At 63.9% G+C, this 23,200-nt stretch carries 19 protein-coding genes; all 19 read left to right on the top strand.

Annotated elements, in window-relative coordinates; genetic code table 11:
• Nucleotides 1-81: 81 nt before the first annotated feature.
• The 19 genes from mraZ to recN all read left to right on the top strand — a co-directional run bounded on the left by mraZ (nucleotide 82) and on the right by recN (nucleotide 23,116).
• The gene (mraZ, locus tag AC1DXU_RS01340; protein WP_477363362.1) at nucleotides 82-540 is read left to right on the top strand and encodes a division/cell wall cluster transcriptional repressor MraZ; all 459 of its coding nucleotides are present in this window, start codon (nucleotides 82-84) and stop codon (nucleotides 538-540) included.
• Nucleotides 537-1,553: a 16S rRNA (cytosine(1402)-N(4))-methyltransferase RsmH gene (gene rsmH, locus AC1DXU_RS01335; RefSeq protein ID WP_477363358.1), complete on the top strand. Its 1,017-nt coding sequence runs from the start codon at nucleotides 537-539 to the stop codon at nucleotides 1,551-1,553. The genes mraZ and rsmH overlap by 4 nt, the downstream gene beginning before the upstream one ends.
• A gap of 4 nt (nucleotides 1,554-1,557) precedes the next feature.
• Nucleotides 1,558-1,953: a cell division protein FtsL gene (ftsL, locus tag AC1DXU_RS01330; RefSeq protein WP_477363355.1), complete on the top strand. Its 396-nt coding sequence runs from the start codon at nucleotides 1,558-1,560 to the stop codon at nucleotides 1,951-1,953.
• A complete protein-coding gene (locus tag AC1DXU_RS01325; protein ID WP_477363352.1) occupies nucleotides 1,950-3,677 on the top strand; it encodes a peptidoglycan D,D-transpeptidase FtsI family protein in 1,728 nt (575 codons plus the stop codon). The genes ftsL and AC1DXU_RS01325 overlap by 4 nt, the downstream gene beginning before the upstream one ends.
• Nucleotides 3,678-3,731: 54 nt before the next feature.
• Nucleotides 3,732-5,186 carry a UDP-N-acetylmuramoyl-L-alanyl-D-glutamate--2,6-diaminopimelate ligase gene (locus AC1DXU_RS01320; RefSeq protein ID WP_477363349.1) on the top strand — a complete coding sequence of 485 codons (1,455 nt, stop codon included), beginning with the start codon at nucleotides 3,732-3,734 and terminating at the stop codon, nucleotides 5,184-5,186.
• Nucleotides 5,183-6,616, top strand: a complete 1,434-nt coding sequence (locus tag AC1DXU_RS01315) for a UDP-N-acetylmuramoylalanyl-D-glutamyl-2,6-diaminopimelate--D-alanyl-D-alanine ligase (protein WP_477363347.1) — start codon at nucleotides 5,183-5,185, stop codon at nucleotides 6,614-6,616. The genes AC1DXU_RS01320 and AC1DXU_RS01315 overlap by 4 nt, the downstream gene beginning before the upstream one ends.
• Before the next feature lie 26 nt (nucleotides 6,617-6,642).
• Complete coding sequence (gene mraY / locus AC1DXU_RS01310; protein WP_477312136.1) at nucleotides 6,643-7,725, top strand: phospho-N-acetylmuramoyl-pentapeptide-transferase; 1,083 nt, start codon at nucleotides 6,643-6,645, stop codon at nucleotides 7,723-7,725.
• An 8-nt stretch (nucleotides 7,726-7,733) separates the two neighbouring features.
• Complete coding sequence (gene murD / locus AC1DXU_RS01305; protein ID WP_477363344.1) at nucleotides 7,734-9,134, top strand: UDP-N-acetylmuramoyl-L-alanine--D-glutamate ligase; 1,401 nt, start codon at nucleotides 7,734-7,736, stop codon at nucleotides 9,132-9,134.
• A complete protein-coding gene (gene ftsW, locus AC1DXU_RS01300) occupies nucleotides 9,134-10,285 on the top strand; it encodes a putative lipid II flippase FtsW (RefSeq protein WP_477312134.1) in 1,152 nt (383 codons plus the stop codon). The genes murD and ftsW overlap by 1 nt, the downstream gene beginning before the upstream one ends.
• A gap of 1 nt (nucleotide 10,286) precedes the next feature.
• Entirely contained in the window at nucleotides 10,287-11,414 is a 1,128-nt protein-coding gene (gene murG / locus AC1DXU_RS01295) for an undecaprenyldiphospho-muramoylpentapeptide beta-N-acetylglucosaminyltransferase (RefSeq protein ID WP_477363341.1), read from the top strand.
• Nucleotides 11,411-12,817 (top strand): UDP-N-acetylmuramate--L-alanine ligase, encoded by a 1,407-nt coding sequence (gene murC, locus AC1DXU_RS01290; protein ID WP_477363338.1) that lies wholly within the window; start codon nucleotides 11,411-11,413, stop codon nucleotides 12,815-12,817. Before murG ends, murC begins: the two co-directional genes overlap by 4 nt.
• A complete protein-coding gene (gene murB, locus AC1DXU_RS01285) occupies nucleotides 12,814-13,779 on the top strand; it encodes a UDP-N-acetylmuramate dehydrogenase (protein WP_477363335.1) in 966 nt (321 codons plus the stop codon). Before murC ends, murB begins: the two co-directional genes overlap by 4 nt.
• Before the next feature lie 301 nt (nucleotides 13,780-14,080).
• The gene (locus tag AC1DXU_RS01280) at nucleotides 14,081-15,007 is read left to right on the top strand and encodes a D-alanine--D-alanine ligase (RefSeq protein WP_477312130.1); all 927 of its coding nucleotides are present in this window, start codon (nucleotides 14,081-14,083) and stop codon (nucleotides 15,005-15,007) included.
• On the top strand, nucleotides 14,995-15,933 hold the full coding sequence (locus tag AC1DXU_RS01275) for a cell division protein FtsQ/DivIB (RefSeq protein WP_477363332.1): 939 nt from the start codon (nucleotides 14,995-14,997) through the stop codon (nucleotides 15,931-15,933). Before AC1DXU_RS01280 ends, AC1DXU_RS01275 begins: the two co-directional genes overlap by 13 nt.
• A complete protein-coding gene (gene ftsA / locus AC1DXU_RS01270) occupies nucleotides 15,930-17,237 on the top strand; it encodes a cell division protein FtsA (protein WP_477312128.1) in 1,308 nt (435 codons plus the stop codon). The genes AC1DXU_RS01275 and ftsA overlap by 4 nt, the downstream gene beginning before the upstream one ends.
• 68 nt (nucleotides 17,238-17,305) lie before the next feature.
• On the top strand, nucleotides 17,306-18,961 hold the full coding sequence (gene ftsZ, locus AC1DXU_RS01265) for a cell division protein FtsZ (protein WP_477363330.1): 1,656 nt from the start codon (nucleotides 17,306-17,308) through the stop codon (nucleotides 18,959-18,961).
• A gap of 278 nt (nucleotides 18,962-19,239) precedes the next feature.
• Entirely contained in the window at nucleotides 19,240-20,187 is a 948-nt protein-coding gene (lpxC, locus tag AC1DXU_RS01260; RefSeq protein ID WP_477363327.1) for a UDP-3-O-acyl-N-acetylglucosamine deacetylase, read from the top strand.
• Nucleotides 20,188-20,394: 207 nt separating this feature from the next.
• Nucleotides 20,395-21,264 carry an outer membrane protein assembly factor BamD gene (locus tag AC1DXU_RS01255; protein ID WP_477312125.1) on the top strand — a complete coding sequence of 290 codons (870 nt, stop codon included), beginning with the start codon at nucleotides 20,395-20,397 and terminating at the stop codon, nucleotides 21,262-21,264.
• Between the two features lie 178 nt (nucleotides 21,265-21,442).
• A complete protein-coding gene (gene recN / locus AC1DXU_RS01250; RefSeq protein WP_477363324.1) occupies nucleotides 21,443-23,116 on the top strand; it encodes a DNA repair protein RecN in 1,674 nt (557 codons plus the stop codon).
• Nucleotides 23,117-23,200: the final 84 nt, after the last annotated feature.

The following is a 23,200-nucleotide window of genomic DNA, read 5'->3' as shown; positions in this document are numbered from 1 at the left end:
AGTTTCGGCAGGGGACGCGCAGCGGCGGCGCGGACGACAAGATGGAAAGGGGTGCGGCGGCGGAAGCGGCTGTAACGCGTAATGGACCGGTTTCTGTCAAGCGCGGTGAACAGGATCGATGCGAAGGGACGGGTCTCCGTTCCGGCGCATTTCCGCGCGGTCGTGCAGAAGCGGGGCTATTCGGAACTCTATGCGCTGCGCTGCCTGGATGTCCCGGCGATGGATGTCGGCGGGCTCGACCTGCTCGATCGCTACGAACAGCGCATTGCGCTGGAAGACCCTTTTTTGCAGACGGCGGACGACATGTCGTTCTTCTGCCATGGCGACGGAACGTTCCTGAAGCTCGACCAGGACGGTCGCATCACGATGAGCGACTTCATCCGCGAGCACACCGGCATTTCAACGGAAGTGGCCTTTGTCGGCCGCGGCAATTTCTTTCAGATCTGGGAGCCGAAACAGCTTGCCGCCTATGGGGCGCAGGCACGCGCGCGGCTTTTGCAGCTTCGGCAGGGGACGAAGCCTGGGGAGCGGCCGGAATGATGGCGGGTCACGGCGATGATATCAGCGCCGTTGGCGGATCGACCCGTCACATTCCGGTCCTCCTTGCCGAAGTGCTGGAGGCGCTTGCGCCAAAACCCGGCGATGTGATCGTCGACGGCACGTTCGGCGCCGGCGGCTACACCAAAGCGATCCTGGCAACCGGCGCTTCGGTCGTGGCCATCGATCGCGATCCGGATGCGATTGCGGCCGGACGCGCCCTCGAACAGCAGTCGGGCGGCAGGCTCAAACTTGTCCAGGCGCCGTTCTCGACGCTGGACGAGCAGGTTGAAAGCGCTGACGGGGTGGTGCTCGATATCGGCGTCTCCTCAATGCAGATCGACCAGGCGGAGCGCGGCTTTTCGTTCCGTTCTGATGGGCCACTCGACATGCGCATGGCGCAGGCGGGCCTCAGCGCCGCCGACGTCGTCAACTCCTTCAAGATGGGTGACCTTGCCCGCATCTTCGGCTTCCTCGGCGAAGAGCGCCATGCCGGCCGCATCGCCCGCATGATCGAGGGCCGCCGCGAAAAACATCCGTTCGAGCGCACGCTCGACCTCGCCGACGCCATCGAAACGCATATCGGCCGGGCGCCCAAGGACAAGATCCATCCGGCGACCCGCGTTTTCCAGGCGCTGCGCATCTTCGTCAATGATGAGTTGGGCGAGCTGGCCAAGGCGCTGTTTGCGGCCGAACGCGCGCTGAAGCCTGGCGGGCGGCTTGTCGTGGTGACGTTCCATTCGCTGGAAGATCGCATCGTCAAGCGTTTCATCGCCGACCGTGCCGATGCCGCAACCGGTTCGCGGCATCTGCCCGAAGCGCATACCCGCCTGGCGACTTTCGGCAAGGCCGGTGGCGGCGTGACGCCTGGCGACGCCGAGACGGCGGCCAATCCGCGGGCGCGTTCGGCAAGGCTGCGCGCTGCGATCCGCACGGAAGCGCCGGCGCGCGCCGGTGATTTTTCTATTTTCGGCCTTCCAAAGCTTCCCGGCATCGATCGGCCGAGAGAGAGGTGAGCACGTGTTTCGTACCAGCGACATAGTCCTGATCGCCGTCATGGTTTCGGCCGCGGCCCTGACCTACAAGACCAAGCGCGAGGCCGAGGAACAATTGGCGTCGGTGCAGAAGATCGAGGCGCAGATCCGCTACGAGGAGGATACGATCGACCTGCTCAAGGCCGACTGGAGCCTGCTCACCCAGCCGTCGCGCCTGCAGAAGCTCGCCGAACTCTACAAATCGCAGCTCGCGCTCGAGCCGGTCAATGCACGCCAGATCGTCGGGCTCGACGATCTGCCGGCAAAACCGGTCAACATCGAGGACCTTTCGTCCCAGCGGCTCGGCGGTATGGCCGACAATTCCGGCAAAGGGCCCACTGGTGGCAAGGACCCGGTGGTGACCGGAGGCATCGTTCAATGATCGCCAAATTGCCAACGATAGGCAGACTGCTGAAGCGTCGCACAAAATCGGGCGAAGACGGCTCGATCGTCGTCGACGGCGCCCGCAAGGCGACCGGCGGCAAGGCCAAGACCCGCATCGTGATGACGATGGCGGTGTTCTTCGGCATCTATTCGACCATCGCCGGGCGGCTGGTCTATCTCGGCTTCCAGAACCCCGACCTGTCGGGTGGTCCGCAGAGCCGGGTAACGGCGTCGCGGCCCGATATCGTCGACCGCAATGGCGAAGTGCTGGCGACGGACATCAAGACGGCGTCGCTGTTTGCCGAACCGCGCCGCATCGTCGATGCCGACGAGGCGATCGAAAAGCTGTCGACGGTGCTTCCCGAGATCGACTACGAGCAGACCTACCACAAGCTGAAGAGTGGTGCCGGCTTCATCTGGCTGCAGCGGCAGCTGACGCCCAAGCAGCAGGCCGACATCATGCAGCTCGGCATTCCCGGTTTTGGCTTCCGCACCGAAAAGCGCCGGTTCTATCCGGCCGGCGAGACCTCGTCCTACATTGTCGGCCTCACCAACATCGACAATCAGGGCATCTCCGGCATGGAGAAGTATATTGACGAGCAGGGCCTGAGCGACCTTCAGGCCTCTGGCCTGGCGATAGCCAAGGATTTGAAGCCGGTGCAGCTTTCGGTCGATCTGCGCGTCCAGCACATCGTGCGCGACGAGATTGCCAACGGCATGGAAAAATATCATGCCATCGCCGCCGGCGCCGTGGTGCTCAACGTCAAGACCGGCGAAGTGGTGGCGATGGCCTCGGTGCCGGATTTCGACCCCAACAATCCCTACAATGCGCAGGACAAGGACCGGCTGAACCGCATGTCGGCCGGCCTCTACGAAATGGGCTCGACCTTCAAGAGCTTCACCACCGCCATGGCGCTCGATTCAGGCAAGGTGACGATGGAAAGCCGGTTCGATGCCTCGCATCCGATCCAGATCGGCCACCAGACCATTCATGACTTCCACGGCAAGAACCGGGTGTTGAGCGTGCCGGAGGTGTTCATCTATTCCTCCAACATCGGCTCGGCCCGGGAAGCCGACGTGGTGGGCATCGAGGGCCACCGCGAATTCCTGCATCGTATGGGCATCCTCGAGAAGATGCAGACCGAACTGCCGGAAGTCGCGCGCCCGACCGAGCCCAAGGTGTGGAAGAAGGTCAACTCGATCACCATCGCCTTTGGTCATGGCGTGTCGACAACGCCGCTGCAGACAGCGGTCGGTTGCGCCGCGCTGATGAATGGCGGCTATTTGATCGAGCCGACATTCCTGCCGCGCACGCAAGAGCAGGCGATGACGGTGGCTAAGAAAGTGGTCAACGAAAAGACCGTCGAAGGCATGCGCTATCTCTATTCGCTCAACGCCGAGAAGGGTTCTGGCAAGAACGCCAGGGTTCCTGGCTATCGCGTCGGTGGCAAGACCGGAACGGCCGAGAAGGTCATCAATGGCCGCTACTCGTCGACGGTGCGTTTCAACGCCTTCGTCGCATCCTTCCCGATGGACGATCCGCAATACATCGTTTTGTCGATTATCGACGAGCCAAAGCCGGAAAAACCCGGCATGGGTGCCACCGCAGGCTCGAATGCGGCGCCAATTGTTGCGAACATCATCCGCCGTTCGGCCTCGATGCTTGGCGTGAAGCCAGATTTCAGCCATGAAAATGGTGCAACGCTGGTGTCCTATCAGTGATTCTTGGGGCGCGCCGGCAACTGCGCGCTATTTTGTTGCAATGAACGGAACTCGATGCAGCTGAAAGATCTAGCCGGTATCCTGCCTATCGAGGGAACAGCTTCCCCCGACATGGAGGTTACCGGGATTACGTCGGATTCCCGCCAGGCAAGACCGGGCGTGGTCTTTTTCGCGCTCGCGGGAACCAAGGCGGATGGCGCGGTCTACGCCGCCGATGCCGCCAGCCGGGGTGCGGCGGCGATCGTGGCTGGCAAGGGCAGTGCCGTTGCCGGCCTGCCGGTCCCGGTTCTTTCCGTCGATGATCCGCGGCTTGCGCTGGCGCTGAGTGCGGCCCGCTTCTTTGGCCGGCAACCGCAAACCATGGTCGCGGTGACCGGCACCAGCGGCAAGACGTCGGTCGCCGCCTTCACCAGGCAGATCTGGGAGCAGGCCGGCTTTGCCGCGGCTTCGATCGGCACCACCGGCGTGGTGGCGCCGGGCCGCAACGAATATGGCTCGTTGACCACGCCCGATCCGGTGGCGCTGCACCAGTTGCTCAGGGAATTGGCCGATGCCGGCGTCACCCACGCGTCGATGGAAGCGTCCAGCCACGGTCTCGACCAGCGCCGCCTCGACGGTGTGAAGCTCGCCGCCGGCGGTTTCACCAATCTCGGCCGCGACCACATGGACTATCATCCGACGGTCGAGGACTATCATCGCGCCAAACTGCGCCTGTTCGATACGCTGCTGCCCAAGGGCGCACCGGCCGTCATCTTCGCCGACGACCCGTGGTCGGAGCCGACGGTTCGTGCGGCACGCGCGGCAAGCTTGACCGTGCTGACGGTTGGCCGGCACGGCGATTTCCTGCGGCTGAAGCGGGTCGAGCACGAGCGCCATCGCCAGCGCGCCGAGGTCGAAGCCGATGGCATTTTGTATGAGGTCGACCTGCCGCTGGCCGGCGATTTCCAGATTTCCAATGCGCTGGTCTCGGCCGGCCTCGCCATTTCGACTGGAACACCTGCCGCCAAGGCCTTGATGGCATTGGAAAAACTAAAGGGCGCTCCGGGCCGGCTCGACCTTGTCGGCACCACGACCAATGGCGCGCCGGTCTATGTCGACTATGCGCACAAGCCGGATGCGCTGGAAAATGTGCTGGCCTCGGTGCGGCCGTTCACCACCGGCCGCGTTATCGTCGTGTTCGGCTGCGGCGGCGACCGCGACCGCGGCAAGCGGCCGATCATGGGCGAGATCGCCACGCGGCTTGCCGATGTCGTCATCGTCACCGATGACAATCCGCGCTCGGAAGTGCCCGAAACGATCCGCGCCGCAATCCTTGCTGCGGCGCCCGGCGCCATCGAGATCGGCGACCGGCGCCAGGCGATCCACGAGGCGGTGGCCATGCTGCATGCCGGCGACACGCTGATCGTGGCCGGCAAAGGCCATGAGGAAGGCCAGACCATCGGCGCCGAGACGTTTCATTTCTCCGATCATGAGGAAGTGCGCGCCGCGCTGCGGGAGCGCGCCGCATGAGTTTCCTGTGGACCGCCGACGCGCTGGTCGCCGCCATGGACGGACGGCCGCTTGGCCCGATGCCGGAAGGCATATCGGGCATTTCGATCGACAGCCGCAGCCTGCAGCCGGGCGATGCCTTCTTCGCCATCAAGGGCGAGGCGATGGATGGCCATGATTTCGCGACCTCGGCGATCAAGGCCGGCGCCGGCGTGCTGGTCGTGGCCGAAGGCAAGTTGCCGTCGCTCGGGCGGCTGACGGCGCCGATGATCGTCGTCGAGGATGTGCTGGCGGCACTGGAAAAGCTCGGCGTCGCGGCGCGCACGCGTTCGAGCGCCAAAATCATCGCTGTGACCGGCTCCGCCGGCAAGACGACCACCAAGGAAGCGTTGCGCCATGTGCTGTCCGCCGTCGGCAAGGTGCATGCATCGGCGCAGTCGTTCAACAATCACTGGGGCGTGCCGCTGACGCTGGCGCGGATGCCCGAGGATTGCGACTATGCCGTGTTCGAGATCGGCATGAACCATCCCGGCGAAATCCGGCCGCTGGTCAAGATGGTCCGGCCACATGTCGCCATCGTCACGCTGATCGCGGCAGCCCATCTCGGTTTCTTCAAAAATCTGGACGAGATCGCCAGGGCCAAGGCCGAGATTTTCGAGGGGCTCGAGCCCGACGGTGCGGCCGTGCTCAACCGCGACGATCCGCGCTGGAAGCTGCTCGACAAGATGGCGCGTGCCGCCGGCGTCGAGCACGTCTTCGGCTTTGGCGAAAACGCCCGCTCGACCTTCAAGCTGGCCAAATGCGTGCTGCATGCCGACCATTCCGACATCGCCGCCAGGATCGATGGCCATGAGGTTGTCGCCAGCATCGGCGCGCCCGGCCGCCACATGGTGCAGAATGTACTGGCGGTGCTGGGTGCGGCGCATCTGGTTGGCGCCGACCTTGCCAAGGTGGCCTCGGCACTGGCCGATCTGTCGGCGGAACGCGGCCGCGGCAAGCGCCATGTGCTGCGGCACCCGAAGGGGCCGATCACGCTGATCGACGAGAGCTACAACGCCAATCCGGCGTCGATGGATGCGGCGATGGCGCTGCTCAACGCGACGCCGGTGTCGGGCGAAGGCCGTCGCATCGCCGTGCTCGGCGACATGCTTGAACTCGGCAACCATTCGGCAAAGCTGCATGCAGCGCTTGCCGACCTCATCGTCGGCACCGAGACGCGCACGGTCTTTCTCGGCGGTCCGGAAATGCAGGCGCTGGCCGACATCTTGCCCGACGACATCAAAACGGAGTATCGCGCCGGCGCCGAAGATCTGAAGCCGGTGCTGTTGTCGGCATTGAAGGCCGGCGACGTGGTCATGATCAAATCGTCGAAGGGCATCGGTTTTTCAAAACTGGTCGACGCGCTGCTCGGCAAATTTCCGGCGGAAGCCACAACCAGCAAACAGACCTAGGGGTCAGGTCCGGGGGACGGAATCGCATGTTTACATTGCTCGTTGATTTTGCGGACAAGGTCTCTGTCTTCAACGTCTTCCGCTACATCACCTTCCGCACCGGTGGGGCGCTGATCACCTCGGCGCTGATCGTCTTCATTTTTGGACCGACCATCATCAATTCGCTCAGGCTGCGGCAAGGCAAGGGCCAGCCGATCCGTGCCGACGGGCCGCAAACCCACTTCAAGAAGGCCGGTACGCCGACCATGGGCGGGCTGATGATCCTGTGCGGCATCGTCGGCTCGTCGCTGTTGTGGGCGAACCTTTCCAGCATCTATGTCTGGGTGGTGCTGCTGGTGACGCTGGGCTTTGGCTCCATCGGTTTCTACGACGACTATCTCAAGGTGACCAAGCAGTCGCATCTCGGCTTTTCCGGCAAGGCGCGGCTGGCGCTGGAATTCGTCATCGCCGGCATTGCCGCCTGGGTGATCATGCACAATGGCCAGGCGCCGTTCTCGTCGTCGCTGACCTTTCCCTTCGCCAAGGAATTCATCGTCAATCTCGGCTGGTTCTTCGTTCCGTTCTCTTGTTTCGTCATCGTTGGCGCCGGCAATGCGGTGAACCTGACCGACGGTCTCGACGGACTGGCGATCGTGCCGATCATGATCGCGGCAGCGTCCTTCGGCGTCATCGCCTACCTCTCCGGCAATGCCGTGTTCGCCGAATATCTGCAGATCCATTTCGTCCCCGGTACCGGCGAGCTGGCGGTGGTTCTCGGCTCGGTGATCGGCGCCGGCCTCGGCTTCCTGTGGTTCAATGCACCGCCGGCGGCGATCTTCATGGGCGACACCGGCTCGCTGGCGATGGGCGGCCTGATCGGCACGGTTGCGGTGGCGACCAAGCATGAGATCGTGCTGGTCATCGTCGGCGGCCTGTTTGTCGTCGAAATCCTGTCGGTCATCATCCAGGTCGGCTACTTCAAGATGACCGGCAAGCGCGTGTTCCTGATGGCGCCGATCCACCATCATTTCGAAAAGCTCGGATGGACCGAAAGCCAGGTGGTGATCCGCTTCTGGATTATCGCCGTGATCCTGGCACTGGTCGGCCTGTCGACCCTCAAGCTGAGATAGGAGATCGCTTGATCCCCGCCGCATCCTTCGCAGGCAAGCGTGTTTCGCTCTTCGGGCTCGGCGGCTCGGGGATCGCCACAGCGCGCGCGCTGATCGAGGGTGGGGCGGATGTTCTTGCCTGGGACGACAATCCCGACAGCGTCGGCAAGGCAGCAGCGCTCGGCATTGCGACCGCCGACCTGCGCGGCGCCGATTGGGCGGGGTTTTCGGCCTTCGTGCTGTCGCCCGGCGTGCCGCTGACGCATCCGAAGCCGCACTGGACGGTCGAGTTGGCGCGTGGCGCCGGCGTCGAAGTGATCGGCGACATCGAGCTGTTCTGCCGCGAGCGCATCGCCCGTGCGCCGACGGCACCGTTCATTGCCATCACCGGCACCAACGGCAAGTCGACTACGACGGCGCTGGCCGCGCATATCCTGAAATCGGCCGGGCGCGACACGCAGATGGGCGGCAATATCGGCCGCGCCATCATGACGCTCGATCCGCCGCAGCCTGACCGGCACTATGTGGTGGAGTGCTCGTCCTACCAGATTGATCTGGCGCCCTCGATCAATCCGACGGCTGGCATCCTGCTCAACCTGACGCCCGACCATCTCGACCGTCACGGCACCATGCAGCATTACGCCGCCATCAAGGAGCGACTGGTGGCCGGCAGCGAGACGGCCGTCGTCGGCATCGACGATTCCTGGTGCGCCCAGATCGCCGACAGGCTGGAGCGGGCGGGCAAGCAGGTGATCCGCATTTCCAAGCGCCTGCCGCTGACCGACGGCTACTTCGCCGACGGCTCCAATCTGATGGAAGCCGTGCACGGCCGCTACAGCCGCGTTGCCTTTCTCGAAGGCATCGGCTCGCTGCGCGGCCAGCACAATGCGCAAAACGCGCTGGCCGCTGTCGCTGCCTGCCTCAAGGTCGGGCTGGACCTCGGCGAGATCCAGTCGGGATTGGAGAGCTTTCCCGGACTGGCGCACCGCATGGAGCAGGTCGGCCGCAAGGACCATGTCCTGTTCGTCAACGATTCCAAGGCGACCAATGCCGACGCGGCGGCACCGGCCCTGTCGAGCTTTCCGCGCATCTACTGGATCGCCGGCGGCCTGCCCAAGGAGGGCGGCATCGAACCCTTGCGCGGCTTCTTCCCGCGCATCGCCAGGGCCTATCTGATCGGCGAGGCGGCCCCCGCCTTCTCGGCGACGCTGGGCGAAGCTGTGCCTTACGAAATATCGGGCACGCTTGCCGCCGCGGTCGAGCACGCGGCGCGCGATGCGGTAAATGACGACAGCGGCGAGGTGGTGGTGCTGCTCTCGCCCGCCTGCGCCAGTTTCGACCAGTTCAAGAATTTCGAAGTGCGCGGCGAAGCCTTCAGGCAAGCTGCGAATGCTATCGAGGGCGTGAAACCCATCGGAGGGGCACGATAATGCAAAGCCGTCTCGACAAAAGTCCGGTAGCGACCTGGTGGTGGACCATCGATCGCTGGTTCCTGGCGGCGTTCCTGTCGCTGATGGGGCTCGGCATCGTGCTCTCCTTCGCGGCGAGCCCGGCGGTGGCCGAACGCATCGGCCTCGACAGTTTCCACTTCGCGACCAGGCAGATCATCTTCACCGTGCCGGCACTCGGCGTGATGCTGGCCGTCTCCTTCCTCGAATCCCGGCAGATCCGGCGCATGGCGCTGGTCATGCTGTGCATCATGCTGGTGCTGATGGTGGTGGTTCTCTATGTCGGCGTCGAGGTGAAAGGCGCGCGGCGCTGGGTGTCGTTTGCCGGCCTGTCGATCCAGCCCTCCGAATTCCTGAAACCCGCCTTCGTCATCATGTGCGCCTGGCTGTTTGCCGAACACAAGCGCCAGCCCGATATTCCGGGCAATCTGTTCGCCATGCTGCTTTTGGCGCTGGTCATTTCGCTTTTGGTGGCGCAGCCCGATCTCGGCCAGACCATGCTTGTGCTCGGCACCTGGGGCGTGATGTTCTTCATGGCCGGTCTGCCGTGGATGTGGATCATCGCACTCGGCGCCGCCGGCCTCGGCGGCGTGTTCGCCGCCTATTCGGTGTTTCCGCACGTCGCCGCTCGCATCGACAAGTTCGTCACTGGCGAGGGTGACACGTTCCAGGTCGACATGGGCCGCGAAGCGCTGATCAATGGCGGCTGGTTCGGCGTCGGACCGGGCGAGGGCACTGTCAAGCGGGTGATCCCGGACAGCCACGCCGACTTCGTCTTTTCGGTCGCCGGCGAGGAATTCGGACTGATCATGTGCTTCTTCATCATGTCGATCTTCGCCTTCATCGTGCTGCGCGGCCTGAGCACGGCACTGAAGGAGCACGACGATTTCACCCGCTATGCCGTTGGTGGCCTGGTCACCGTCTTTGGCCTGCAGTCGGTCATCAACATGGCCGTCAATTTGCAGTTGATGCCGGCCAAGGGCATGACGCTGCCGTTCATCTCCTATGGCGGCTCCTCGCAGATCGCCATTGCCATCTCGATGGGCATGGTGCTGGCGCTGACGCGCAGGCGGCCGGAAAAGCGCAAGCAGATGGGCTTTGCCCTGTCGCAGCGCGCTATGCCGGCGGAGTGAGATGTCGAGGGGTGTGATCCTTCTGGCGGCTGGCGGCACGGGCGGGCATCTGTTCCCGGCCGAGGCACTGGCGCACGAGCTGAACGAGCGCGGCTGGAAGGTGCATCTGGCCACCGACGACCGCGCCGAGCGCTTTGCCGGCCATTTCCCGGCGGCAGCCGTCCATCCGATCCAGTCGGCGACCATGGGTTCGAAGAACCCGGTGGCGGTGCTCGCCGCCTTCTGGAAGATCTGGCGCGGGGTGCGGCAGGCCTCAGCCATTATCGGCAGGATCAAGCCCGACGCCGTCGTCGGTTTCGGTGGCTACCCGACGCTGCCGCCGCTCTATGCGGCGACGAGGCGCAAGCTGCCGACGCTGATCCACGAGCAGAACGCGGTGATGGGCAGGGCCAACAGGGCGCTGGCAGGCCGTGTCGACGCGATCGCCGGCGGCTTCCTGCCCGAAGATACAAGTGCGGCAGGCGCCAAGACGGTGACGACGGGCAATCCGGTCCGGCCGCAAGTCATGGAAGCCGCGAAGACGCCTTACGTGGCGTCGGCCGGGGAAGAACCATTCCGGCTGCTGGTGTTCGGCGGCAGCCAGGGTGCGCAGTTCTTTTCCGACGCGGTGCCGGCGGCTATCGTGCTGCTGCCGGAAGGGTTGCGCAAGCGGCTGGTGATTACCCAACAGGCGCGTGCCGACGACGTGGCGCGGGTGAAGACGGCCTATGCGGCGCTCGGCGTCGACGTGCAGGTGTCGCCATTCTTCACCGATATGGCGGCGCGGATGGCGGCAGCGCAGCTGGTGATGTCGCGGTCGGGTGCGTCCACCGTATCGGAAATCGCGGTGATCGGCCGGCCGGCGCTGCTGGTACCCTATCCGCATGCGCTCGATCATGACCAGGCGGCCAATGCTGCGGCCCTTGCTGCGGCAGGCGGGGCGGAAGTGCATCAGCAGTCCACACTGTCGCCCGAGCGCATCGCTGCCTTGATCGGCGGGTTGATGCAGGATCCGGCCCGGCTGGCTGCCATGGCCGCGGCCGCCAGATCGGCGGGAAAACCGGACGCGGCGCGGTTGCTCGCCGATCTGACAGAGGCTATTGCGTCCAGGAAAACCGTTTCGGAATTCAGGAAGGGGACGCACGCATGAAGATGCCGGAGACGATCGGCCTTGTGCATTTCATCGGCATTGGCGGCATCGGCATGAGCGGCATCGCCGAGGTGCTGCACAATCTGGGCTACAAGGTGCAAGGCTCCGACCAGGCCGACAGCGCCAATGTTCAGCGGCTGCGCGACAAGGGCATCGAGTGCTTCGTCGGTCACAAGGCCGAGAACATCGGCGAAGCCGAAGTGGTGGTCGTGTCGACCGCGATCAAGAAATCCAATCCGGAACTGAAGGCCGCGCGTGAAAAGCTGCTGCCGATTGTGCGCCGCGCCGAAATGCTGGCCGAATTGATGCGCTTCCGTCAGGCTGTCGCCATCGGCGGCACGCATGGCAAGACGACGACGACCTCGATGGTGGCGACGCTGCTGGAAGCCGGCGGGCTCGACCCGACGGTGATCAATGGCGGCATTATCAATGCCTATGGCACCAATGCCCGCATGGGCGACGGTGAATGGATGGTGGTCGAGGCCGACGAGAGCGACGGCACGTTCCTGAAGCTGCCGGCCGAGATTGCCGTCGTCACCAACATCGATCCCGAACACCTCGACCATTACGGCAGTTTCGACAAGGTGCGCGAGGCGTTTCGCCAGTTCGTCGAGAACGTGCCGTTCTACGGCTTTGGCGTCATGTGCACCGACCACGCGGAAGTGCAGGCGCTGGTCAGCCGCATCGAGGACCGCCGCGTCATCACCTATGGTGAGAACGCGCAGGCCGATGTGCGCTTCACCAACCACCGCATGGCGGGTGCCATCTCGGAGTTCGACGTGGTGATCCGCGACCGCAAGGGCCGTGGCCAGACGACGATAGCGGGGCTGCGTCTGCCGATGCCCGGCCGCCACAACGTCTCCAATGCGACGGCGGCGATCGCTGTCGCGCATGAACTCGGCCTGTCGGCCGAGGCGATCAAGAAGGGCCTGTCGTCCTTCGCCGGCGTCAAGCGACGCTTCACCCATACCGGTTCGTGGAATGGCGTCGAGGTGTTCGATGATTATGGCCATCATCCGGTCGAGATCACCGCAGTGCTGAAGGCGGCGCGCAGCGCCACGGACGGCCGCGTCATCGCCATTGCCCAGCCGCACCGCTTCACCCGGCTGCATGATCTGTTCGACGAGTTTTCCGTCTGCTTCAACGATGCCGACACGGTGATGGTGGCGCCGGTCTATGCGGCCGGCGAAGAGCCGATCGACGGGGTGACCTCCGAGGCGCTGGTGTCGCGCATCCGCTCCGGCGGCCATCGCGACGCGCGCTACATCGAAGGCCCGGCGGCGATTGCGCCCGTCATTCGCGATCTGGCGAAGCCCGGCGATTTCGTCGTCTTCCTCGGCGCCGGCAACATCACCCAATGGGCCTATGCGCTGCCCAAGGACCTTGGCGGTACCGTCTCATGATGCGCGGCCAGGCCTTGATCGACGGACTTGGCGACCGGCTGGCCGGCCTGCGCGGCCGGATCACGCCCAATGCCGAGATGGACAAGATCACCTGGTTCCGCGCCGGCGGGCTTGCCGAGGCCCTGTTCCAACCCGCCGACGAGGACGATCTCGCCGCGTTCCTGAAGGCGGTTCCCGAAGACATTCCGCTGACCGTCGTCGGCGTCGGCTCAAACCTTCTGGTGCGCGATGGCGGCATTCCAGGTTTTGTCATCCGGCTTTCGGCCAAAGGCTTTGGCGAAGCCGAGATTATCGGACCGACGACGATCAAGGCCGGCGCCGCCACGCCTGACAAGCGCGTGGCCGCACTTGCCTATGAGGCGGGCATTGGCGGCTTTCATTTCTACCATGGCATTCCGGGCGCCGTCGGTGGGGCGCTGCGGATGAACGCCGGCGCCAATGGCGTTGAGACGCGCGAGCGCGTCGTCGAGGTGCGGGCGCTCGACCGCAAGGGCAGCATTCATACGCTGAGCAATGCCGATATGGGCTACGCCTATCGTCATTCGGCAGCACCGTCCGGGCTGATCTTCACGTCGGCCGTGTTCGAAGGGGCCCTGGAAGACAAGGCGGCGATCAAGGCTGCGATGGACGCCGTGCAGAACCATCGCGAAACGGTGCAGCCGATCCGCGAGAAGACCGGTGGCTCGACCTTCAAGAATCCGGACGGCACGTCGGCCTGGAAAGAGATCGACAAGGCCGGCTGTCGCGGGCTGATGATCGGCGGCGCGCAGATGTCGCCGATGCATTGCAACTTCATGATCAACACTGGAACCGCGACCGGCTACGACCTCGAATATCTGGGCGAGACGGTGCGCGCCCGGGTGCTCGAAAAATCCGGCATCCGGCTGCAGTGGGAGATCAAGCGCATCGGCAACTTCCGGCCTGGCCATGAGGTGCAGGAATTCCTCGGGCTACTGCTTTAGCGCAAGCTGAAGTTCATGTGATGCTTTAACTTCAAGCGGCCTGAAACAGCCGCACGACCGTTGCTGCAAAGACTCAACAACGCGCTTTTTACGGTCGTTTTCACGGAAAGTGAATCTCTCGGAATCGTAAGCACTTGCCAGCGAATCAACTCTCTGATTCTCTGCCTTCAAGCGTTTCCTGATTTGAGTCGTTGCGACGCGTCACTCGCGTTTTCCGTCTGGGGGGCAACCTGCCGGAAGACTCGGACTCAATGTCGCGAAAACAGTGTTGCGGGCCCGCCGTATTAGGGGATGACGGGAAATGAAAAGTAAGCATGTGGCTGTTCTGCTGGGAGGATTCTCGTCCGAGCGGCCCGTGTCTCTGTCCTCGGGGAAGGCGTGTGCCGATGCGCTCGAGACTGAAGGCTACCAGGTCACCCGCGTCGATGTTTCGCGCGACGTCGGATCCGTGCTTGCCGAGCTCAGGCCTGATGCTGTCTTCAACGCGCTGCACGGCCCTTTCGGCGAGGACGGCACCATTCAGGGCATCCTCGAATATCTCGCCATTCCCTACACTCATTCCGGCGTGCTCGCTTCGGCGCTTGCCATGAACAAGGAGCAGGCCAAGAAGATCGCCAAGGCCGCCGGCGTTCCGATAGCGGAATCCAAGGTTACCAACCGCTTCGCCATCCAGAACAAGCATCCGATGAAGCCGCCCTATGTGGTCAAGCCGGTCAATGAGGGGTCGAGCTTTGGCGTCGTCATCGTCCATGAGGGTCAGTCGCATCCGCCGCAGGTGATCGGCTCGTCCGAATGGAAGTATGGCGATACTGTCATGGTCGAGCGCTACGTCCATGGACGCGAGCTGACTTGCGCCGTGATGGGCGACGTGGCGCTTGGCGTCTGCGAAATCATTCCGACCGGCCATTCCTTCTACGACTATGATTCAAAATACGTCGCGGGCGGATCAAAACACGAATGCCCTGCAAAAATTTCACCGAATATTTACCAAAAAATACAGACACTGGCGCTCAAGGCTCACCTAGCTATCGGCTGCCGGGGCGTTTCCCGGTCGGACTTCCGTTACGATGACCGTCACTCCGAAAACGGCGAGGTTGTCTGGCTCGAGGTCAACACCCAGCCAGGTATGACGCCGACGTCTTTGGTGCCGGAAATCGCCGCGCAAGCGGGGCACTCGTTCGGCGATTTGTTGAGTTGGATGGTGGAGGACGCTTCGTGTCTGCGTTGAAATGGGGACAGGGCAAGACAGGCGCGGCCGGGCCGGCGCTGTTCGGCGTGCCGTTGTCGTTCGACCATTTCGTGCTGCCGCGCCTGCTTCGCCGGCCGGTGCGCGTGCTGGCGCGCCTTGGCGGCGGGGAAGTTCAGGTGCCGCGTTTCTGCGCCACCATCATGTCGGCCGTGCTGATTGCCTCCAGCTGCGCTTACGGCGCCTATCTCTCGGGCGATACCGACGAGATCGTCCAGAGCATCACCGCCCGCACCGGTTTTGCCGTCGACCAGATCAAAGTGGTCGGCAATCGCGAAACATCCGAGATCGACATCCTGGACAGGCTGGAACTCGATGGCTGGACGTCGCTGATCGGTTTTGACGCAGAGGCCGCGCGCGCGCGGATTGGCACGCTGCCCTGGGTCGAAGTCGCGGCGGTGCGCAAGGTCTATCCGCACACGCTGGAGGTGCGCGTCGAGGAGCGCGAGCCGTTCGCGCTCTGGCAGCAAGGCTCAGAGCTGTCCGTCATCGAACGGTCCGGCGCGGTTATCGCGCCGTTCTCGGGTGGCAAGCAGGCATTGCTGCCGCTGATCATTGGCACCGGCGCGCCGGCGAAGGCGCCTGATTTTCTCAGCAAGATCAAGAAATATCCCGAGCTTGCGGCGCGGGTCAAAGGCTACATCCGCATCGGCGAGCGGCGTTGGGACCTGAAGCTGGAAAACGGCATCACGGTCAAGCTTCCCGAGGATGACGAAGATAAGGCGATCGCCGATCTCGTCAGGATGGACCACGACAACGGGCTTTTGACGCGCGACATCGCCGCCGTCGACATGCGCCTGTCCGACCGCCTGGTCGTCGAGTTGACGCCGGAAGCCGCGACCCAGCGCGAAGCCGCGCTCAATGAAAAGCCGCAAAGCCTGAAGCGCAAGCCGGAGACGAAGATATGAGCTGGCTTGGCGGCAACAGCGATGCCTCGTCGCGCCGGTCCGGCACACTGACCGTGCTGGATGTCGGCTCGAGCAAGGTTTGCTGCATGGTGGCAAAGCTCAAGCCGCGCGATGACGGCAATCTGCTGCGCGGCCGTTCGCACCGCGTCCAGGTGATCGGCATCGGTCACCAGAAATCGCAAGGCGTGAAATCGGGGGTCGTCGTCGATCTCGACCGGGCCGAGCACGCCATCCGCCTCGCCGTCGACGCCGCCGAGCGCATGGCGGGGCTGACAGTCGATTCCCTCATCGTCAACATGACGGCCGGCCGGCTGAAGAGCGAAACCTTCTCGGCCACCATCAACCTTGGCGGCCACGAGGCCGACGAGGCCGACATCAAGCGCGTGCTCGCCGCCGGTGCCAAGCAGGCGCTGAGGACAGAGCGCGAGGTGATTCATTCGCTTCCCGTCGGCTTTTCGCTGGACGCCGAGCGCGGCGTGCGCGATCCGCGCGGCATGGTCGGCGATCAGCTTGGGGTCGACATGCATGTGCTGACCGGCGACGCGGCCCCCTTGCGCAACCTGGAGCTCTGCATCAACCGCTCGCATCTGTCGGTCGAGCGCATGGTGGCGACACCCTATGCCAGCGGGCTTGCGGCCTTGGTCGACGACGAACTCGAAATGGGCGCGGCCTGCATCGACATGGGCGGCGGTACCACGACGATCTCGGTGTTTTCGGAAGGCAAGTTCGTTCATGCCGACGCCATCGCCATCGGCGGCAATCACGTCACGCTGGACATGGCCAAGGGCCTGTCGACCTCGCTCGACGCCGCCGAGCGGCTGAAAGTGATGCATGGCTCGGCGCTGCCCGGCAGTGCCGACGACCGCGACCTGGTTTCGATCCAGCCGATCGGCGAGGATGGCGACGTGCCGTTGCAGATACCGCGTTCGGTGATGACGCGCATCATCCGCGCCCGCATCGACGAAACGCTGGAACTGTTGCGCGACCGGCTGAACAAATCGAGCTACGGCAATGCCGTCGGCAAGCGCGTCGTGCTCACTGGCGGCGCCAGCCAGCTTGCCGGCCTGCCGGAGGCGGCGCGCCGCATTCTGGGGCGCAATGTACGCATCGGCCGCCCGCTCGGCGTGGCAGGCCTGCCCGAAGCTGCCAAGGGGCCGGCTTTCTCGACCCCGGTCGGGCTTTTGATCTATCCGCAGATGGCGAGCTTCGAGAGCCGCCCGGCGAAAGGTATTTCCGGCCTCAGGATGACTGGTACGGGCGGAAAACTGCATCGAATGAGTCAGTGGTTGAGAGACAGTTTCTAAAATTGACGGGGACAGCCCCATAGGCGGCCGCGGCGGCGAAGCGGCGGGAAAGGCAAAGGACGGAGACAATGACCATCAATCTGCAAAAGCCGGACATCACCGAGCTCAAGCCGCGCATCACCGTGTTCGGTGTCGGCGGCGGTGGCGGCAACGCCGTCAACAACATGATCACCGCCGGTTTGCGCGGTGTCGAGTTCGTCGTCGCCAACACCGACGCGCAGGCACTGACCATGTCGAAGGCCGATCGGCTGATCCAGCTCGGCGCGCATGTCACCGAGGGCCTCGGCGCCGGGTCGCAGCCCGAAGTCGGGCGCGCGGCGGCCGAGGAGTGCATTGATGAGATCATTGATCATCTCTCCAACACGCATATGTGCTTCGTCACCGCCGGCATGGGCGGCGGCACCGGCACGGGTGCGGCTCCGGTCGTTGCCCGCGCTGCCCGTGAAAAGGGCATCCTCACCGTTGGCGTCGTCACCAAGCCGTTCCATTTCGAAGGCCAGCGCCGCATGAAGACGGCAGACCTCGGCATCGAGGAGCTGCAGAAATGCGTCGATACGCTGATCGTCATCCCCAACCAGAACCTGTTCCGGCTGGCCAATGACAAGACCACCTTCGCCGATGCCTTCGCCATGGCCGACCAGGTGCTCTATTCCGGTGTTGCCTGCATCACCGACCTGATGGTCAAGGAAGGCCTGATCAATCTCGACTTCGCCGACGTCCGTTCGGTCATGCGCGAGATGGGCAAGGCGATGATGGGCACTGGCGAAGCTTCGGGCGAGGGCCGTGCGATGGCCGCCGCCGAGGCCGCGATCGCCAACCCGCTGCTCGACGAAACCTCGATGAAGGGCGCCAAGGGCCTGTTGATCTCGATCACCGGTGGCCGCGACCTGACCCTGTTCGAGGTCGACGAAGCCGCAACCCGCATCCGCGAAGAGGTGGACCAGGATGCCAACATCATTCTCGGCGCCACCTTCGACGAAGAACTCGAAGGCGTGATCCGGGTTTCGGTGGTCGCCACCGGCATCGACAAATCGGCGGCTGAAATCGCGTCCGCGCCGATCTCCATCCGCGCGGCGCCGCAGAAGCCGGTCAGCCGCCCGTCCGTGCCGGTCACGGACAGCCGTCCGCCCGTCCAGCAGGTGATCTATGAGCCACGCGCGGCCGACCCGGTTGCCGAGGCCATCCAGCTTGCCGAGGCCAATGCCGCGGCGATGGCGCAGGCTCGCCCGGCGCCAGTTGCCCAGGCCGACGACTTCCGGCCGCAGAGCAAGATCTTCCAGGCGCCGCCGGCCCAGCCGCAGCCAATGGTACAGCAGGTGATGCAGCCTGCGCCGCAGCGTGAAATGCCGCAGCCGATTGCCGCGGCACCCCAGCGCATGCCGCGCGTCGAGGATTTCCCGCCGGTGGTCAAGGCCGAAGTGGAAGCCAAGAGCCGTCCGGCCGACCACGAGAACAGCGGACCGATGGGGCTGCTCAAGCGGCTGACCAACGGCCTGACGCGACGCGAAGAGGAGCCTGCCCGGTTGCAGCCGGCGCAGCCGCGCGAACCGAAACTGCGCCAGGCGGCACCCGAAATGCGCCGCCTTGCCAGCCAGGACCCGCAGCTCTACGCACCGCGCCGCGGCCAGTTGGACGATCAGGGCCGGCTGTCACCGCAGACCAGGACAATGCAGGAAGACGATCAGCTGGAGATTCCGGCATTCTTGCGCCGCCAGGCCAATTGACCGTTAACGGTCCGTAACAATTGTTAACAGGCAAGCAGGAGACTGTTTGCCTGTTAACGTTTAAAACGATTGCAAAACAACGGTTTAGCGAACCGTTGGCATTGCTGGTCGCGGTTACAGAGAGTAAGAAACCGTGATTTGGAGACTTTCTGCCGGACCACTATCTTCCCGAGACTAAGGTCGGTGTGCCGGGATTCGGGGAGTTGGCCCAGCCTGCCGTTCAAATCAAGAGCCGCGAGCCCTTGGGGCTGAGGAAGCGGACGTAGGCAGTTTGGGCTATGGGGTTTGTCTTGCACGACTATCAGACGACACTTAAATCGCGTGCGACGCTGACGGGTACCGGCGTTCACAGCGGCAAGCCCGTCACCGTCAATTTTCTGCCGGCGGACCCCGATACGGGTGTCGTCTTCCAGCTTTTGAATGGCGGCGAGGGCCGTGAGTTTCGCGCACTCGTTTCCGAAGTCGGCGCCACCGACTTGTGCACCATGCTGGGTGATCCCTCGGGCGAGCATATCGCCACCGTCGAACATCTGATGGCGACACTTTTCGGGCTTGGCATCGACAATATCGTCATCGAGATCGACGGCCACGAGGTTCCGATCCTCGACGGCAGTGCCGTGTCGTTCGTGGAGGCCATTGACCAGGCAGGCATCGAGACGCTGCCGGTCAAGCGCCGCTATATCAGGGTGGTCAAGCCGGTTCGCATTGAGAACGGTGCCTCCTGGGCGGAATTCAGGCCCTATAGCGGCACGCGCTTCGAGGTCGAGATCGATTTCGAAAGCCCGGCGATCGGCCGCCAGCTCTTTGCATCCGATATCAACCCCGACATTTTCCGCCGCGATATCGCGCGGGCCCGCACCTTCGGTTTCATGAAGGACGTCGAGCGCCTGTGGGCAGCCGGCTATGCGCTCGGCTCGTCGCTGGAGAACTCGCTGGTGATCGGCGACGACAACCGCGTCATCAACGTCGGCGGCCTGCGCTATCCCAATGAGTTCGCCCGCCACAAGACGATGGACGCCATGGGCGATCTGGCGCTGGCCGGCGCCCGCTTCATCGGCTGCTTCCGCTCTTATCGCGGCGGCCACAGGATGAACGCGGCTGCCTTGCGGCGCCTGTTGTCCGACCGTTCGGCCTTCGAGGTCGTCGAAACCACGCGCCGCGAGCGCGGCCGCACCGCCGAGATGAGCGCTGTCACCGGGCCTGTCTTTGCGCCCTGGGTGATCTGATTCTTAACAATTTTCAGGCTCATATTGCGACCGATTGGTGTTGCATGAATGCATCACCGATGGGTGAAATCACATTGCTTTTGGGGTAACGTCAAACCGCCACAAAAATGCGCGATTGGCCGGAGATAGCGTTGCCGGGCAAGGCGATTATGGTTTATGGCTGCTGCCGTCGACTGAAAAATGACGCCGAAAGGGCGGAATCCAATCATGTTCTTTAAGCGAGTTGGTCAATCGAAAGCGCCGTATCGGGCTGTTTTCCTGGCGCTTTCGGTGGTTGTTCCATCGCTCTTCCTGTCGGCCTGCATGTCGTCCGAGAAAGATGTCGATCTGTCGACCTATGTCGACCAGACGGAGCCGGCTGACGTTCTCTACAACCAGGGTCTCGCCAATCTGAATGCCGGCCGTCTGGATGAGGCGAGCAAGAAGTTCGATGCCGTCGACCGTCAGCACCCCTATTCGGAATTCGCCCGCAAATCGATGGTGATGGGCGCCTTCGCCGATTACCGCGCAGGCCATTATGACGAGGCGATCGGCTCGGCCAAGCGCTACCTCACGCTCTATCCGTCGACCGACGATGCGGCTTACGCCCAGTACATCATTGGGTTGAGCTACTACCGGCAGATCAAGGACGTTACCCAGGACCAGAAGGAAGCGCGCCAGACCGTGCAGACGATGCAGGATCTGGTGACACGCTGGCCGACCTCGGAATATGTTGACGACGCCAAGGAAAAGATCCGTTTTGCCACCGACCAGCTGGCCGGCAAGGAAATGCAGATCGGCCGCTATTATCTCGAGCGCCGCGAGTACATCGCCGCCGTCAAGCGGTTCCGCAATGTGGTGGAAAACTATTCCAACACGCGCCATGTCGAGGAGGCGCTCGCGCGTCTTACCGAAAGCTACTATGCGATGGGCCTGACCTCTGAAGCCCAGACGGCCGCCGCCGTGCTTGGCACCAACTATCCCGACAGCCCATGGTACAAGGATTCCTACAAGCTCCTGCAGAGCAACGGGCTTGCGCCGCGAGAGAATGCCGGATCGTGGATATCCAAAGCCGGGAAGCTGATCACCGGCGCTTGACCCGAGAGGATTGGTCCGAAGCGTGTTCAGCGCTTTTTCGGATTGATCCGATGCCAAAACAAAAAGATAGTGCGGCGCTGCGATTCCAACGGATCGCGTGCCGCATTTTGTTTTCGTGCATGTCGTTGTCCCAACACCGGGTCCACTCTTGGGCGACAGGCAATAGGTCCGGGTTCTGATGCTTTCCAGACTGTCGATCCGCGATATCGTCCTGATCGAGAAGCTGGATATCGACTTCCAGCCCGGCCTTTCGGTGCTGACCGGCGAAACCGGCGCCGGCAAATCCATCCTGCTCGATGCCCTGTCATTGGCGCTTGGCGCGCGGGGCGATGCCTCGCTGGTGCGCCATGGCACGGCGCAGGGCCAGGTCATCGCCGTGTTCGACGTGCCGCGCAACCATCCCGCCCGCATGCTGCTGGTCGACAACGCCATCGAGGACGACGGCGACATCATTTTGCGTCGCGTGCAGACGGCGGACGGCCGCACGCGCGTCTTCGTCAACGACCAGCCGTCCAGCGTCACATTGATGCGCGATGTCGGCCGCGCGCTGGTCGAGATCCACGGCCAGCATGACGAGCGCGCTTTGGTCGATCCCGGCGCGCATCGCGAACTGCTCGATAGTTTTGGCGGTCATCTCGGTGCCGTGCGCGCGACCGGCGAAGCGTGGCGCTACTGGCGCAATTGCGAGCAGGAATTTTCGCGTCACCGCGCCAAGGTCGAGGCGGCGGCGCGCGAGGCGGACTATCTGCGCGCCGCGGTCGTCGAATTGACCAAGCTCGACCCGCAGCCGGGCGAGGAGAGCGACCTTGCGGAATTGCGCGCCTCGATGATGCGGGCGGAAAAGATCGCCTCGGAAATCCACGACGCGCAGGATGTGCTTTCCGGGCCGTCCTCGCCTTTGCCGCAACTGGCCAGCCTACTCAGACGCCTACAGCGCAAGGTGACGGAGGCGCCCGGCCTGCTGGACGACGTCGTCAAATCGCTCGACGAGGCGATGCTGTCACTCGACGCGGCGCAGTCGGGCGTCGATGCGGCACTTCGCGCCACCGAATACGATCCGCAACGGCTGGAGAAGGCCGAAGAGCGGCTGTTTTCGCTACGCGCTGCCTCGCGCAAGCACGCGGTGGCGGTCGACGACCTGGCGCAGCTGCGCGACACGATGGTCGCCGATCTTGCCGATCTCGACGCCGGCGAGGAGCGCCTGCACGCGCTGCAAAAGCAGGCCTCTGCCGCGCGCGAGGCCTTCGATATTTCGGCGGCACAGCTGTCGTCGCTTCGCCATGCGGCGGCGGCCGGACTGACCAAGGCAGTGATGGCCGAACTGCCGGCGCTGAAGCTCGAACGGGCCGAGTTCATCGTCGAGATGGCAAGCGATGCCGACAACCGCATGGAAGAAGGTATCGACCAGGTCGAGTTTTGGGTGCGCACCAATCCCGGCACCAGACCGGGGCCGATGATGAAGGTGGCATCCGGCGGCGAGCTTTCGCGCTTCCTCTTGGCGCTGAAGGTGGCGCTCGCCGACCGCGGCTCGGCGCCGACCTTGGTCTTCGATGAGATCGACACCGGCGTGGGCGGCGCGGTTGCCGACGCCATCGGCCAGCGACTGGCGCGGCTGTCGAAGCGCGTGCAGGTGCTTTCCGTGACGCATGCGCCGCAAGTCGCGGCGCGCGCGGCAACGCATTTCCTGATTTCCAAATCCGGCGGTAGCGACCGGGTCGCTACCGGCATTGCCGAGATGGACCGGGCGGCGCGGCAGGAAGAGATCGCCCGCATGCTTGCCGGCGCCACCATCACCGACGAAGCCCGCGCGGCGGCCGAGCGGCTGCTGCGCGAGAACATTGCTGCCGCCTAGGATATGCTGATATTCAGGTGAGGCCGGCCTGCGAAGGGCGGCTTTCTGCGCTTCCGGTGCTCACGTACCCAAAGTACGCTCCGC

The sequence above is a fragment of the Mesorhizobium sp. P3_A10 genome (genome assembly GCF_056403175.1).
This window is presented reverse-complemented; position numbering and strand designations above follow the sequence as displayed.